Origin of the sequence: Exiguobacterium sp. s122 (assembly GCF_018618475.1) — a bacterium.
Classification (GTDB): domain Bacteria; phylum Bacillota; class Bacilli; order Exiguobacteriales; family Exiguobacteriaceae; genus Exiguobacterium; species Exiguobacterium himgiriensis.
Genome location: NZ_JACSMD010000003.1, coordinates 192862 through 207357, shown reverse-complemented (window position 1 = coordinate 207357; position 14496 = coordinate 192862). Strand labels below are relative to the sequence as shown.

14 protein-coding genes are annotated in these 14496 nt (G+C 49.9%); 5 read left to right on the top strand and 9 right to left on the bottom strand.

What is annotated here, in order from left to right:
• Nucleotides 1–280: 280 nt before the first annotated feature.
• Together KNP92_RS13505 and KNP92_RS13500 are read right to left on the bottom strand one after the other, a co-directional pair.
• Nucleotides 281–1432: a PstS family phosphate ABC transporter substrate-binding protein gene (locus tag KNP92_RS13505; protein WP_353047948.1), complete on the bottom strand. Its 1152-nt coding sequence runs from the start codon at nt 1430–1432 to the stop codon at nt 281–283.
• A 60-nt stretch (nt 1433–1492) separates the two neighbouring features.
• Nucleotides 1493–2359, bottom strand: a complete 867-nt coding sequence (locus KNP92_RS13500) for a nucleotidyltransferase-like protein (protein ID WP_214841403.1) — start codon at nt 2357–2359, stop codon at nt 1493–1495.
• A 170-nt stretch (nt 2360–2529) separates the two neighbouring features.
• Between KNP92_RS13500 and KNP92_RS13495 the strand changes: the two genes are divergently transcribed.
• Nucleotides 2530–2889 (top strand): YgzB family protein, encoded by a 360-nt coding sequence (locus KNP92_RS13495; protein ID WP_214841401.1) that lies wholly within the window; start codon nt 2530–2532, stop codon nt 2887–2889.
• Between the two features lie 31 nt (nt 2890–2920).
• Here the strand turns inward: KNP92_RS13495 and perR are convergent, their stop codons facing one another.
• The gene (gene perR / locus KNP92_RS13490) at nt 2921–3352 is read right to left on the bottom strand and encodes a peroxide-responsive transcriptional repressor PerR (RefSeq protein ID WP_167331253.1); all 432 of its coding nucleotides are present in this window, start codon (nt 3350–3352) and stop codon (nt 2921–2923) included.
• A 192-nt stretch (nt 3353–3544) separates the two neighbouring features.
• Between perR and KNP92_RS13485 the strand changes: the two genes are divergently transcribed.
• Complete coding sequence (locus KNP92_RS13485) at nt 3545–4843, top strand: glutamate-1-semialdehyde 2,1-aminomutase (protein ID WP_214841399.1); 1299 nt, start codon at nt 3545–3547, stop codon at nt 4841–4843.
• A 31-nt stretch (nt 4844–4874) separates the two neighbouring features.
• Here the strand turns inward: KNP92_RS13485 and KNP92_RS13480 are convergent, their stop codons facing one another.
• Nucleotides 4875–6512 carry an ABC transporter substrate-binding protein gene (locus tag KNP92_RS13480; protein WP_214841397.1) on the bottom strand — a complete coding sequence of 546 codons (1638 nt, stop codon included), beginning with the start codon at nt 6510–6512 and terminating at the stop codon, nt 4875–4877.
• A 93-nt stretch (nt 6513–6605) separates the two neighbouring features.
• Here KNP92_RS13480 and KNP92_RS13475 point away from each other — a divergent pair, with 93 nt between their 5' ends.
• Both KNP92_RS13475 and KNP92_RS13470 read left to right on the top strand, forming a co-directional pair.
• Entirely contained in the window at nt 6606–7838 is a 1233-nt protein-coding gene (locus KNP92_RS13475) for an MFS transporter (RefSeq protein WP_214841395.1), read from the top strand.
• A 53-nt stretch (nt 7839–7891) separates the two neighbouring features.
• Nucleotides 7892–8308 (top strand): thiol-disulfide oxidoreductase DCC family protein, encoded by a 417-nt coding sequence (locus tag KNP92_RS13470; RefSeq protein ID WP_214841393.1) that lies wholly within the window; start codon nt 7892–7894, stop codon nt 8306–8308.
• 15 nt (nt 8309–8323) lie between these two features.
• On the opposite strand, the gene KNP92_RS13465 is transcribed toward KNP92_RS13470, so the two are convergent.
• From KNP92_RS13465 to mutY, 5 genes are all read right to left on the bottom strand, one after another.
• Complete coding sequence (locus tag KNP92_RS13465) at nt 8324–9472, bottom strand: DUF3238 domain-containing protein (RefSeq protein WP_214841392.1); 1149 nt, start codon at nt 9470–9472, stop codon at nt 8324–8326.
• 91 nt (nt 9473–9563) lie between these two features.
• Entirely contained in the window at nt 9564–11312 is a 1749-nt protein-coding gene (locus tag KNP92_RS13460) for an ABC transporter ATP-binding protein (RefSeq protein ID WP_214841390.1), read from the bottom strand.
• Nucleotides 11313–11348: 36 nt separating this feature from the next.
• The gene (gene ntdP, locus KNP92_RS13455) at nt 11349–11891 is read right to left on the bottom strand and encodes a nucleoside tri-diphosphate phosphatase (protein ID WP_034805392.1); all 543 of its coding nucleotides are present in this window, start codon (nt 11889–11891) and stop codon (nt 11349–11351) included.
• 89 nt (nt 11892–11980) lie between these two features.
• Complete coding sequence (locus KNP92_RS13450) at nt 11981–12406, bottom strand: hypothetical protein (RefSeq protein ID WP_214841388.1); 426 nt, start codon at nt 12404–12406, stop codon at nt 11981–11983.
• A complete protein-coding gene (gene mutY, locus KNP92_RS13445) occupies nt 12393–13427 on the bottom strand; it encodes an A/G-specific adenine glycosylase (RefSeq protein ID WP_214841385.1) in 1035 nt (344 codons plus the stop codon). Before mutY ends, KNP92_RS13450 begins: the two co-directional genes overlap by 14 nt.
• Nucleotides 13428–13511: 84 nt before the next feature.
• Between mutY and KNP92_RS13440 the strand changes: the two genes are divergently transcribed.
• Nucleotides 13512–14495, top strand: a complete 984-nt coding sequence (locus KNP92_RS13440) for a metal-dependent hydrolase (RefSeq protein ID WP_214841382.1) — start codon at nt 13512–13514, stop codon at nt 14493–14495.
• The last annotated feature ends 1 nt before the right edge of the window (nt 14496 follow it).

Below are 14496 nucleotides of genomic sequence, written 5' to 3'. Positions count from 1 at the left end.
TGATATAGCTCTTGAAAATGACGAAGCTTGCGCTTCATTCAAAAATTGTAAAACTTTTTTGCCTCATCGTTCAGTTTTCAAAGTTCGTCTGCCGCTCTTGGCGACTTTATTAACTTATCACGTCAACCAGATCTTCGTCAATAACTTTTTCACAAATTGTTTTTCTGAAATAATCTTTTGTCGTGACAACGTTTATAACTATAATACCTATTCCTCATCCCGTCAATATAAAATTTAAATAAAAATAAAAAAATGAGCCTCGTTTTCGAGGCCCAACTCATTAGTCTTGCGCAAGCGGAACATACCCTGTACGTTCCACGAGCGTCTGTCCTTCTTCAGAAGCCATCCAGTCCAGGAAGGGCTTGAACTCTTCATACCGATCTTCTGTCGTGATGGCATAAAATTCAGACGTGATCGGATACGAGCCATCTGCAATCGTCTCGACCGTAGGCGCCACCCCGTTCACCTGAAGCAATTTAATGTCATAGTCTTCAATCATCTCAGTGGCATAGAAACGGAAAGAGAAGCCAATCGCATTTTTATGATTTTGATACGCGGCCGTCTGTTCGATGATACCGCCCATACCTTCTGGGACATCCTCGACCGGAGCAGCCATCAATTTTCGATCGCCCATCACCCGTTGCAAGGCAGTCTGGCTACCGCTCCCTTCCGGTCGTTGGAACGCACGAATCGAATCATCTTTCCCTCCGACTTCTTGCCAATTCCGAATATCGCCTGCATAAATTTGCTGGATCTCTTCTAATTCAAGCGAGTCCACCGGGTTGTCTTCATGGACGAAGAAGATGAACGCTTCACGTCCAATCGGCGTCATATTGAACTCGACACCTTTTCGTTCTGCTGCGGCGATTTGTTGATCTGAAGGCCCTGCGACAAAAATGATATCAGTTTTCCCGTTGATCAATCGTTCATACGCTTCACCTGTCGTCGTCGACACGACAGCACTATTCCCCCACTCGACGTCGTACGGATCATAGTCTCCCGACGGATAAGTCGCCTCGACGAAAGAGGCGTAGAGTGGATAGAGTGCTGTCGCCCCATCGAGACGAGGAAGTTCTGAACCGACTTTAAACGAAGCAGGTGCATCAAGTTTTGCTAAATCGGACTCCGATTTAAACGGACGATAGTCCCGGAGCTCAACGCCCCGCTCTTCAATCCGAAGCCCGGCAGTATACACGTAATACCCTTTGACTGACGCGAACAAGACGATCCCGATTACTGTCCCGACCATGCCGACGCGTTTCAAACTCTGTTTCGAAAGTTTTGAGAAGTCGTACAGCCCGATCATCACAATCGCGAGTACAGCGACAAACCATAGTGTCCAAATGATGGGACGCCCACTTGCAACCGGATCCCCCATTGTGAATATGGCCGTTACGAAAGTTAAGAAAACCGCCGCGACGATGATAAACACACTACTTAAAAGAAACTTTGTCACTTTCATTGATTTGATAATCCCCATTCTTAATTCTATTTAAGAAATTTCATACGCGATCGCTTCGACCCCGACCCCTTTCGTCGGCCGCGTTACTGCCCGGACATAACCTTTTCGAACGAGGAAACTGATGATGCTCCCTAAATCAACACGTAACTCTTGCAAGTCAGGTTGTTCCATCAGTTCTGAGAACGACCAAGGTTCTTCCTGTTGTTGCATCACCTGAAGCAACAAGAGCGTTCCCGGCAATACTTTCGATTGAATCAGGTGCTCCATCCCGATGATGACGAGATGAATACGCTGTTCGAGCTCTTCGCCCCCGCTCACAAGCTCCTCATGTAGCTTGTACACCTCTAAATCCAATTTCCGGACTTGTTTCCATAAGATGATCTCCGGATGAATTCCCGCCTCTAAAATCGATAGGCGTGCCAAGTGTGTCAAAGCATGATGGATTTGCGTGAATGCATCTTGGTATTCTCCTTGTAAAAACAAACTGCGTCCATCTTCAAATCGTCTGAGCAGTTTTGCAAACGCGAGTGAAAGTTGAAGGCGTTGATCTTCGTTCGAAAAGTTTCGTAATCGCTGTCGAAGTTCTAGTAAGAATTCATTTCTCTCAAATAATACCATACCATCTTCAATCCAATGAATGGCACGTCGATTTTCATTCATGACAATCCAGCGGTCCATCATCGAATCGCTCACAACATGAAGGACAATCTTTTCTTGTCCGATGTGATAGTGTTTTACTGTCCAAAACGGTTCATTTTTCGCCTCGATGACAATCAACAAGCGATCTGATTGATCAGTTAATGGATCTCTCGGGCGTTTTTTCTTTACTTCGATAATCCCGAGCGTCGTTTTCAAGGCTGCATACTCTGAATAAATCGTTCGCGTGGCGTATTCCATCGTCACCTTGACCCCTTCTTTCTCATCGTGAACACCTCGTCCACACAAGTATCTACTCTGCTACGAAATTGATTCGCCTTGTTTATAAATTTCTCCTGCCACGGAATGCGCGAACTTCTCACCGTCGGATAGATGAGATATAGTATAGACAGACATGGAGGGATTGTAGAATGAAAAAACGGGGGAATAAAATCAACCGAGCTCGGAACGTCGCGTTATTGCTCATCTTCGGCGGAATCGGTGTCATGTACCTCGGGTTACTTGCGAAGAGTATCACGTGGTTAATGATTATTTTCATGTTACTCGGTTTCTTGATGGTCTTATCGAGCTCTGCCCTTTACTTCATCATCGGCATGGCCTCGACAAAAGCCATCATCGTCACATGCCCGAACTGCGAGAAAGAGACAAAGATGCTCGGTCGCGTCGATTTATGTATGCATTGTGACGAACCGTTGACGATTGACCGCTCACTCGAAGGGAAAGAATTTGACGAGAAATATAACAAACGTCAATCAGAGCAACACGATTAAAAAAACACATCCGCGCACCGGATGTGTTTTTTTAATGTGTATGCGTTTGTTCAGCTTGGCACGTCGGGCATGTCCCGTACACTTCAAGGCGATGTCGATCGACTTTGAAGCCGGTCAGCTGAGAAGCGACCGCTTCAATTTCATCGAGTACCGGATAATTGAAATCAACGACTTTCCCGCACGTATCGCAAATGATGTGATAATGGCGCGATGTGACGAAGTCAAATCGGCTCGAGGCATCTCCGTAGTTCATCTCTTGAACGAGTCCAATCTCTTTAAAGACTCGTAAGTTGTTATACACCGTGGCGACACTCATATTCGGAAAACGTCCCGATAGTGCCTTATAAATGTCATCCGCCGTCGGATGACTATGCTCCGTGACGAGGTACTCCAAAATGGCCTGGCGCTGAGGCGTCATTCTGACTCCATGTTCTCGGAGCGACTGAACAGCATGGTCAAGCATCTCGCTTCCCACGTCAATCCCTCATTTCTTCTATTAGAATTCATGCGAAATGTTAGTTAGAATTAACCTATTTCTTACATAGTAATCTTTATAAATAGTGTACTGATTTCTCAAGCCTCCGTCAAACGTTGAGCTTAAGCGGTTGACGGCTATGATACAATAAGTGCGAATTTGTAAAAGGAGGCAATACATATGTCAACATCCCCTATTCGAAAACAGTCAGACGTCCTTTATGAGGAAGCTCAGACCCACATCGTCGGTGGCGTCAACAGCCCTTCACGTTCGTTTAAGGCGGTCGGCGGCGGCGCACCCGTCTATATGGAACGTGGTGAAGGCGCATACTTTTATGATGTCGATGGCAATCGATACATTGATTATTTAGCGGCATATGGGCCAATCATCACCGGACACGCCCATCCGCATATCCACCGTGCTTTAGTGGAAGCTTCGACGAAAGGGCTTCTTTATGGGACACCACATGCCCTCGAAGTCGAATTTGCGAAGAAACTAAAAGCTGCTATCCCATCTATGGATAAGGTTCGTTTCACGAACTCTGGAACGGAAGCCGTCATGACCACAGTCCGTGTCGCCCGAGCCTATACAGGTCGCGAGCTCGTCGTCAAATTTAGCGGTTGCTATCACGGCCACTCGGATTTGATGTTGATTGCCGCCGGGAGCGGTCCTGCGACACTCGGTTCACCGGATTCAGCAGGGGTCACGAAAGCGACCGCGAAAGAAGTCATCACCGTCCCGTTCAACGATGTGGAGGCGTTCCAGGACATGATGCGTGAATGGGGCGATCAAGTCGCCTGTGTCCTTGTCGAGCCGATCGTCGGGAACTTCGGCATCGTCGAACCGAAACCCGGCTTCCTCCAAGCCGTCAACGACATCACGCATGAGCACGGCGCCCTCGTCATCTATGATGAGGTCATCACGGCGTTCCGCTTCACGTATGGAAGTGCCCAGCAAGTGTATGGTATCGAGCCAGACATGACGGCGCTCGGAAAAATTATCGGCGGCGGATTGCCAATTGGCGCTTACGGCGGAAAAGCCGAAATCATGGAGACGGTCGCACCGCTCGGCCCTGCCTATCAAGCCGGGACAATGGCCGGGAACCCCGCTTCAATGGCGACCGGGATTGCTTGCTTGGAAGTGTTGGCGCAACCGGGTGTCTATGAGGCCCTCGACGCACTCGGCGCGCGCCTTGAGACAGGAATTCGTGAGGCGGCTAAGACGCACGGCGTGACGATCACGCTCAACCGATTGAAAGGCGCACTCACGGTCTACTTCACAGACGAAATCGTTACCGATTACGACGGGGCGGAAAAATCGGACGGTGAAGTGTTCGGGCGTTTCTTCAAACTCATGCTTGAGAACGGCGTCAACTTGGCCCCTTCGAAATACGAGGCGTGGTTCTTGACGACAGCGCATACGGAACAAGATATCGACGAGACGATTGTCGCGGTCAACCGCGCGTTCGAACAGTTATAAGGAAACGGAGATGCCGCGGCATCTCCGTTTTTTAGATGGACGGCCGAATCCATAATTGTTCATAGCGTGGATGACCATAAATATCTATGGGTACATTTCCGAGAAAGGTTGGGAATCGTCGTTCCCGCGCCACGTGATAAAGCGGGATAACGTACGCGGCTTCGGTCACATAACGTTCGACTTCCCGATGAAGATGCGGCCAAACGTCTAAATCGACTTGATGATAGCGATCCATCATCGTCCGAAGCGTCTCGTCTTCGGCAAGTAAATTGCCGACAAGGGATAACTCGCTCGTCAGAAACGCTAAAAATGCCAAGTCCAAGTCTTCATTCATCATCTCACCACAGAGGATGACATCCGCGCGCCGAAGCGTCTCTTCCTCAAACAGTGTGGACAACGTGTAGACAGCGGTCTCCACCACGAAACCTGCAGCCGTCAGTTGCTTCGCAATCAATAGTGCGTCTTCCGTTGCCGTCGCATAAGGTAAATGCAAGAGGCGAACGGATCGAGTGTCGACACGAGCGCTTACATCTCGTTCGAATGCTCGACTCGCATCCGGAAAAAAACCATGGGCGACTTGATGCCGCTCTCCTCCTAACGCGACGAGCTCTGTTTTGTCGATTGTCTCGAGAATGGTACGTCGAACGTCCGGTGCGTCCTTCAACCACGAGTGTCTCATGTTGAAGACGGCGTAACGAGCTCCCGCTTCGGCAATCCATTTCACGAGATGATGATCGTCACGCGTGCTCCATTCCGTATAGTCCGATTCCGAAAACGTCACGAACTCGACAACGTCCAATGAAGGTCGAGGACGTAATCCGCGATCAAACGCTCGGAAACGTGTGACGTCTTCTGACACTTGATCGAGTTTAAACGGCCCGGTCCCGACCGTTCCTTCAAACCCTTTATACGAAATGGAGGCGGGTGTCTGCGCTAAGAGCCGCTCGATGTAGCCGCGGTGCGCCGATGTATAGATGTCGACGATGTAAGGAGCCGGAGAATCGACTTGCTCGATCGGAGCGAACAGCCATCGCTGTTTTCCATATCGCAATAAGCGATTGAGCGAATAAACAACCTCCTTCGCTGAGAGCGACATGCCGTTATGGAACAGCACCCCTTTTCGAATATATAAACGAAAACCAAAACGTGTTGCTTCTATATGATGGGCAAGCGACGGTCGAATCATATATCCGTCCCATTCGAACAATCGGTCGAACAACTGGCGGGCGAGCGACGCCTCCATCGCAATATGAATGTCGAGCGGGTCAAGGGATGCGAGCGGTCTCGTGCGCGGGAAAACGAAACGGTCCTCTTCCGTCTGTTCAAAACCGAAGCGTCCCCAAATGTGCGCCTGGATTTTCTCACGCAATACAGGTGGCCATTCCCACTCAAGCCATTTCGCCGCCTCTGTCATCGTAATATGGGCGAACGACGACTCTACCCAGGTCATTAACGTTTGCCCAAAAGATGGCACAAACTGAATGACGGATTCATGTCCCCTGCCCTTTCCCGGTCGATAGACAACCCAGCCGGCCTGTTTCCACACGTTCACATCCCGCTTGATTTGTTTCTCACTATATCCCGTGGCTCTGACCGCCTCGCGTAACGTCACGTGTTCTCGTTCCCGCTCCGTGGCGTAACGATAGATGGAAACAAGCTTCGGATTCATCGGACTCCTCCTTAAAAGTGGACATCTCCATTTAATTTGTCTCTTTTTTCCAAGTGTAGTCCACGTTTAAAGTAGGTGCAAGGAGGTGCTCACATGAAATTTAAAGATTTTCCTACGAACGTCCGACTCCGGCTCGTCTGCGGCTTCTTCATCCGCATCGTCGGTTCGGCAATCTTCCCATTTATGGCTTTATACTTTTCAGCAGAACTCGGCAAAATCGCCGCCGGATTCATCATGACGTCTTTCGTCATTGTCGGGTATGTCACCGGCTTGTTTGGTGGGTACTTCTCGGACCGGTTTAATCGAAAACACGTCTTACAAATCGGGCAAGTCGTCCAAATCCTTTGCTTTGTCGGGATGACGGTCGCCATCCATCCGTCAAATAATTGGGCCCTCGCCGTCGCCATTTTGTACTTCGGTCATGCGATCGCCAACGGATTAAATTATCCAGCGCTCGAGGCGATCGTCATCGATTCGATGGAAGAGTCGAATCGAAAAGCGATTTACGTCTATGACTACTGGCTCGTCAACTTGGCCATCGCGGGCGGTGTCATGCTCGGCGGGTTGTTCTATCGCGATCACCGTTTCGCCCTATTCGTCGGAATGACACTCGTGTTAATCGTCACGACACTCGTCTTACAGCGCTTCCTTGTCGATTCATATACCGGCAATCGTTCTACACCTGCGAATCCAATCGTCGGGGTCATCACCAACTATCGTATCGCCCTTTCCGACCGGCGGTGGATGCTGTTTGTCCTTGGTAGCATGCTTGTCTTCTCGACCGAGTTTCATATGGCGAACTACATCGGCGTGCATCTCGCCGAAACGTTTCAGGAACGATTGATTGTTGGCGTCCCGTTTGACGGGGTTCGGATGATGGCGTTCATGCAACTCGAGAACACGCTTCTCGTCGTCGCGATCACGTTCGCCGTCACCGCCTTCGTCAAACGCTTCCGGGAGAAACAGGTGTTTTTTATCGGACTGTTGTTGTACGTCACCGCGTTCGCCGCGATCACGTCGATGAATTCCTTTTTCGTCCTCGCCGTCCTTGCCATCATTTTCACGGTCGGGGAGCTCCTTTATTCCCCAATTCGGCAAGTGAAACAAATTGACTTGCTTGACCCGGAGCGGCGCGCTTCGTATTTAGCGTTCGGCGGGTTGACGTTCCACGGCGCAAAACTTGTGGCCGCTGCCGGCATTGTCGTCGGCGCATTCATCGGTCCAATGTTGATGAGCGGTTACATCTTCGCTTTCGGTGCTATTGGAGGGTACTTGTATTATGTCTCGCTCTATAAAATGGAGCCGGTCCGACAGATTGCAGCTTGACGTTTAACTCGTCGTCCGAACGGTAACTACGAAGAGTGAAGGAGGCGATGTTCATGCCAGCGATTGTATTGTTTGATGGAGACTGTAACTTCTGCGACGCAAGCGTCCAATTCATTCTGAATCGTGACTCAAAAGGTCACTTCCACTTTGCATCTCTTCAAGGGGACGCCGGAAAAGAGTTGCGAACCCGGCACCGGATCCCAGAAGCGATTGACAGTATCGTCCTTCTGAAAAACGGTGTGCCTTATCTCAAGTCAGATGCGGCCATCCGGATTGCCGAAGGATTAGATGGGGGATGGCGTTGGCTCGGTCTCGTTCGCATCGTACCGAGACCGATTCGAGATTTCGCATACGACGTCATTGCCAAAAATCGTTACAAGTGGTTCGGAACGAAAGAGACGTGTAAACTTCCGACACCAGAAGAACGGAGTCGGTTTATCGATCAACAGACAAACCCGCCAACCTCATGAAGGTGGCGGGTGTTTTTATTGTATACACGTGAGATACGTCCAGTGGCAGTACGGTAAAGGTTGAGCCATAAAACTGACCCCTAAGTCGTCGGCACGGTGAATGGTCATCCATGGCGCCTCTCCTATGCGCAGATAAATCTCATGATGTGGAGATTGCGTATGCTCGCCCGATAACTTGAACGTTGGTCGATTTTTTAGATGTGCGACAATCGTATACTTAATATCTGGCGCAATCACGAGTGGGTTGCCGACCGAATGCTTAAGACGATACGTCACTTCCCCAGACTCGATGGAGACATCTTCTAGATAGACTTGATCGACTGAAGCCACGTCTTCTCCCGTCAGTTTATGATGTTTCGTATAACCCCTTGTCACGTTCGCATCTTTTTTAATCGAGACGAGTGGCACGTCGTTTAACTGTTCGACCATGACTTCGGTCCGTGTTCGATAATCTTCAGCATAGACGTTATACGAGCGACCATCCCCTTCAAAGTAAGGGTGGGGAGAGAACAAATTCGGGTTCTTTAAAATTGGCGGCTTTATAAAGGGCTGGACACGTAACTGGACGTCGCTCACTTCTGTGATTTCCGGAGTCGACGGACTCACCATAAAGTACATGACATACAATTCGCTGTCCCGTCTCGTCGAAAGGGTGTGTTCTTTCCCGAGCGTCATCGCTTTCCCGACAAAGTCAATCAAATGCGCACCAGGTTTGCCGGTACGTTTCATCGGTCGCAATGCTCGTACTTCATAAAACGTTGGCTCCTGTAACGGTGTGTCATCGATATATCCGGATCCACTCACTTCTGCGACGCGGCGACCTTGCCGATAAATCGCATACGAATCCACGTCTGAAATCGGATCCCACTGTAAATATGTGCCCGTGTCGGTTACAACAGCAGCGGTCATATGCCGATTCCAATACACGTCGTCTGTCGGGTTGACAGCAGCCGTGTAGACGCTCGCCTCTTCTCCTGACGCAAACGTTAACTGATATGCCACTTGTTCGCCGACTTTTGTTTCAAGGTCCACATAATGGTGCTCGGTTCCCCGGTAGACGTCCGTGCCGTTTCGAACGACATGCACTTCCCCTTCGAGTGACCACGTTAATTCAATCCCCTCATTGAGCGGCCGAACTTGAATCAAACCTTCCCCATTCATCATTGAATCGTCCCCCTTTTTCATGTCGTTACCTCATTCCCGTCTAGCGAATTCTAAAAACAAAAAAAAGACTTCGAGTTTAGAACTCGAAGCCTCATTCGACAACCGCTAAATCTTGAATCATATACAGGTCGTAATACGCACCACGACGACGCATCAATTCTTCATGTGTCCCCGTCTCAAGGATGCGACCGTTGTCGACGACAACGATTTTATCGGCATCGGTGATCGTAGACAAGCGGTGGGCGACGATCAATGTCGTCCGTCCTTTCGTCAGGCGCGCAAGCGAATCTTGAATCATCGCCTCACTCTCGAGGTCGAGCGCACTCGTCGCTTCGTCGAGAATGATGATTGGCGGGTGCTTCAAGAAGACGCGGGCGATCGCGAGACGTTGCTTTTGACCCCCTGACAACTTCACACCTTTCTCGCCGACCGGTGTATCGTATCCGTTCGGCAAGTTCGAGATGAACTCGTGTGCGTTCGCAGCTTTCGCTGCAGCGATGACGTCTTCGTCTGACGCCTCCGGATTCCCCATTCGGATGTTCATCGCGACCGACTCACTGAAGAGCACCGAGTCTTGCATGACCATGCCGATTTGATCGCGGAGTGCGCGCAGTTTGAAGTCCCGCACGTCGACACCGTCGATTTTTATGCTGCCATCCGTGACGTCGTAAAAACGTGGGATTAAGCTGACGAGTGTTGATTTTCCGCCGCCGGACATGCCGACGAACGCGACTCGTTCCCCTTCACGAATCGATAAGCTGACGTCATGAAGGGCACGTGTCCCTTCTTTTTCGTAAGCGAAGCCGACGCGGTCGAGCTCGATGTTCCCTGCCGTTTGAACAGGTACGAACGCATCCCGCTTTTCTTCGATGTCATACGGTTCATCGAGGAACTCGAACACCCGGTCCATCGACGCGACCGACTGTGTGAGCGTCGTCGCCGAGTTGACGAGTCGACCGAGCGGGGCATACAACCGGTCGATATAAGCGATAAACGCGACGAGCGTACCGAGCGAGACTTGGTCTTGCAAGACGAGCCATGACGCCGTCGTAAAAATCAAAATCGGGGCGATGTCGGTAATCGTCGAGACGACGACGTACGTCTTCGCGTTCCACCCCGTGTGCCGGAGTGCCGCTTTTAAGAAGCCACCGTTTTGCTGTTCGAACGCTTTATTTTCGTACGGTTCGAGCGCGAAGCTACGAATGACGGCCATGCCGTTCACCCGTTCGGTCAAATGCCCTTGCAGCTCGGCAAGCGCGGCCGAACGCTCGCGTGTCAAGCGACGCAGGCGTCCGTAAAAATATCGGACGGCGATGGCATAGAACGGAAGCGGTAAGATGGCGATGAGCGTCAGTTGCGGATCAATCGTGTACATAATCGCAATGGCAATTAAAATCGTGACCATATCGAGCCAAATGTTCATCAGACCGGTAATGACGAAGTCTTTTGTCTGCTCGACGTCATTGATGATGCGCGAGATAATTTGCCCTGTCTTATTGTTCGAGTAGAAGCGGAGCGACAATTTTTGAACGTGGTCGAACAATCGGTTCCGCACGTCAAACAAGACGCGTGTTGCCGCCCATTGCGCCAAGTATTGTCGCAAATATTCAATTGGCGGTTTCAAGACGAGAAAGATGAAGAAGACGATGCTGAACAACCAGACGAGTTCAGTGTAATCGGCCGCCGGCTCCGGGTCTGTCAAATAAGTATCAATGACATATCGATAAAGTAACGGTAATCCGAGCGGAATCGAAAATTTCAAGATTCCGACGAAGATGGTGAGTGCAATTTGTTTTTTATACGGCTTAACAAATTGCAAATAACGTTTAATACTGCCCATAGTTCCTCCTTCAAGAAAAAAAGCGGAGATGAGCAATCATCTCCGGTAACGTGCTTCGTATTCGCGATACCATTCATCGACGAATGTTGGGTTGAACGGCCCTTTCCGTCCTCGAATCCAGTTGATAAGTTCTTGAACGTTCTGTTTCAAGATTCGATCAATCGCTTTCGGATAATTCATCTCGCGACGATGCCGCTCATATTCATCCTCATCTAAAATCGTGTACGACATATCTGGGAACACCTTAATGTCCAAATCGTAATCGATGTACTTGATGGCGCGTTCGTTGCCATCAAACGTTGTCGGCGAACCTAGATTACAGTAATAGTAAATCCCGTCTTCGCGAATCATACAGATGACATTGAACCAAAACTCAGATGAAAAGTAGCAAATTGCCGGCTCTCGCGTTCTCCATTGCCGACCGTCTGACTCGCTGACCATGATGCGGTCATTGAATCCGATCATATCCGTTTTTGACGACTGAAGGACGAGCGTTTCTTCCCAAACGCGATGCAAAGTTCCGTTGTGCTTGTAGCTCTGTATCTCGATCTTGCTACCTGCTTTGGGAAATAAGCTCATAAGCTCCTCCTTTCCGCTATGATGCTATACAATTCTCATATTTAATTATAGCGACTTTCAGAACCAATGAAAAAGGAAATCTCTTATTTTCAGGAATTTAGTATGTTTTGGAAAGCGTCCGCTCGTGACTTGAACATCGGGCGCAACACAAAATGTTCGATGAGTACGTTCGGAAGATAACTGTCGAACGTCACTTCATCGACCATGACAGCTTTCCCCGCTCGCGTCTCGACACGGTGGACGTGACAAAATCGTTTGAACGGAAACGGCAACTTCACGCCTTGATCGCAAAACGCTTGTTCCCCGGCAATCGTGATGTGGCTATGCCACGGGAACGTCACCGGTCCCACCCCGATTTGAAGCCGAATCCGGTTACCTTCGACTGAAGCCCCGTCCCCAAGGAGTGTTACTTGTGGAAACGTGGTCAACTCCGTCAAGAGCGAGGCGTCTTGTAGCAGTGCCCATAGTTGCTCGGATGACGTGTCAAACGTCGTCGATACGTCAAACTGTCTCATCGTCAACACCTACCATCTGTTCGAGTTTTTGTTGTGCCACCGACACCGTCAGTACGGCCCGTTCTTCTCCATCGAGCCATACCCATTCCCCTTCTGGTAACGTCTCGACGACATACAAGTCAAGGTACCAGACGATGTGTGAGAACACATGTTTCACTTGTCCTACATAGGTTCCGTTTACCTGTTCCCCTGTTCCACGCTCTGTAAGCGGGTATTGCCACATTCCGGCGAGAAGACCTGTGTCCGGTCGTTTCACATAAGCTGTCTTCCCATCTTGATGACAATAGAGCGCATCATACATCTCAATTCGGGACGCCCCTTTTTTCGTTTTAACGGGGAGTTCATCTTGCACGTTGTGGGTATAAGCATAGCAGTGTTCCTGAACGGGACAAAGCGAACACATCGGGTTTTTCGGTGTACATACTGTCGCTCCGAGTTCCATGACGCTTTCATTAAAATCAGAGGCATGACTCGGGTCCATCAGGCGCCGAACGACTTGTTCGAACAGTTTCCGTGTTTTCGGGAGGGCGATGTCGTCATAAATGCCGAACTGCCGCGACATGACGCGCATGACGTTCCCATCGACGGCCGGTTCTGGTTGATTGTAGGCGATTGAGAGTACAGCTCCTGTCGTGTACGGACCGACTCCTTTTAACTTCTCGAATCGTTCTTTCTCTTCGGGGACGATTCCATCATAGACCGCGACCACTTCACGAACTGCTTGATGAAGATTGCGAATGCGTGAGTAATACCCAAGGCCTTCCCAATATTTGACGACGTCTTCTGGTTCGGCCTCCGCGAGCGACTCGATCGTCGGGAACCGTTCCATGAATCGGTTGAAATAAGGGATGACCGTATCGACACGCGTCTGTTGCAACATGACTTCACTCACCCAGACCCGGTATGGATTTTTGTTGTGACGCCAAGGCAAATCACGTTTTTCACGGTTGAACCATGTCACTAGATTTTCATTAAATTCAGGAATAGTATAATTTGTGAACAATTTATCAAGATCAAGCATTTCGTTTCCCCTCGATTTAAAAATATTGTATGATGATTAGGATCAGTTAACGACGTGTTTATTTGATGGAGGTGCTGAAGCACATTGGATACAGCTACTCACATTGGGATGGGACTTGGTTTAAGTGCCATGGCGACACTCAGCCCGGAAGTGTCAGGTGATGCCCAGCTTTTTCTCGCCATGACCGCGACGGCGCTCGTCGGTTCGCACGCTCCGGATTTTGATACGGTCTTCAAATTAAAAGGCAATAGCACGTATTTACGCCAGCATCGCGGTCGTTCACACGGAATCACCGCACTCCTTGCTTGGCCGATCATCGTCAGCGCAGTCATCGGGACCGTGCTTGGCGTCAACCCTGCCTCACTTTGGGTCATGGCTCAAATCGCTGTGTTGCTCCACGTCACCGTTGATTTGTTCAACGCCTACGGGACGCAAGCCCTCCAACCTTTCTCGAAAAAATGGATTGGCTGGGGCGTCATCGGGACGTTCGACCCGTACTTGTTCTCCGCCTATTACGGAGCATATGTATTATGGCTCATCACAGGGGCGACTGTCCCGATTTTTGCACTGCTCATTGCGCTCGTCATCAGTTACTACGCGATTCAGTTCAAGTTGCGTAACCGTGCACTCGCCACGGTCGCGCGTCACTTCGCCGGCGCCCACGAGCTCTTCATCTCGCCGGGAATTGGTTGGGATGATTGGCACGTCGCGGTCCGCTTCCGCGATGGCCTCGGTGCCGTCAAAGTAAAAAAAGGGACGGTCATCGAATGTGGTCGTTTCCGTGATAAGCCAATGCCAGGTGAAGATGATCTTCATTTCGTCGAGGCGCGTAAAAACGCGGACCTTCAGGCGTTCCTCGAGTTCTCGAAGATTCACACGTACACGGTCACACGCCATAACGGCATGATCGAGTACCGGTTCACGAATTTGCGTTACTTCTCAAAAGACATTTATCCGTTCGTCGCCGTCGTCATCGTCGACGAGGAATCGAACGAAGTGTTGTCTTCGTTCACCGGCTGGGTGTTCAGTGAAGCAAGTTTGCAGAAAAAATTGGCTTATGAATCATAAA

Bases quoted from the DNA above. Each gene is read 5' to 3' on its own strand.
- KNP92_RS13495 (WP_214841401.1), top strand. From the start codon at position 2,530: ATGAAAAAACGGGGGAATAAAATCAACCGAGCTCGGAACGTCGCGTTA.
- KNP92_RS13460 (WP_214841390.1), bottom strand. From the start codon at position 11,312: ATGGGCAGTATTAAACGTTATTTGCAATTTGTTAAGCCGTATAAAAAA.
- mutY (WP_214841385.1), bottom strand. From the start codon at position 13,427: ATGCTTGATCTTGATAAATTGTTCACAAATTATACTATTCCTGAATTT.
- KNP92_RS13465 (WP_214841392.1), bottom strand. From the start codon at position 9,472: ATGATGAATGGGGAAGGTTTGATTCAAGTTCGGCCGCTCAATGAGGGG.
- KNP92_RS13470 (WP_214841393.1), top strand. From the start codon at position 7,892: ATGCCAGCGATTGTATTGTTTGATGGAGACTGTAACTTCTGCGACGCA.
- KNP92_RS13500 (WP_214841403.1), bottom strand. From the start codon at position 2,359: ATGGAATACGCCACGCGAACGATTTATTCAGAGTATGCAGCCTTGAAA.
- perR (WP_167331253.1), bottom strand. From the start codon at position 3,352: ATGCTTGACCATGCTGTTCAGTCGCTCCGAGAACATGGAGTCAGAATG.
- KNP92_RS13450 (WP_214841388.1), bottom strand. From the start codon at position 12,406: ATGAGACAGTTTGACGTATCGACGACGTTTGACACGTCATCCGAGCAA.
- KNP92_RS13475 (WP_214841395.1), top strand. From the start codon at position 6,606: ATGAAATTTAAAGATTTTCCTACGAACGTCCGACTCCGGCTCGTCTGC.
- ntdP (WP_034805392.1), bottom strand. From the start codon at position 11,891: ATGAGCTTATTTCCCAAAGCAGGTAGCAAGATCGAGATACAGAGCTAC.
- KNP92_RS13480 (WP_214841397.1), bottom strand. From the start codon at position 6,512: ATGAATCCGAAGCTTGTTTCCATCTATCGTTACGCCACGGAGCGGGAA.
- KNP92_RS13485 (WP_214841399.1), top strand. From the start codon at position 3,545: ATGTCAACATCCCCTATTCGAAAACAGTCAGACGTCCTTTATGAGGAA.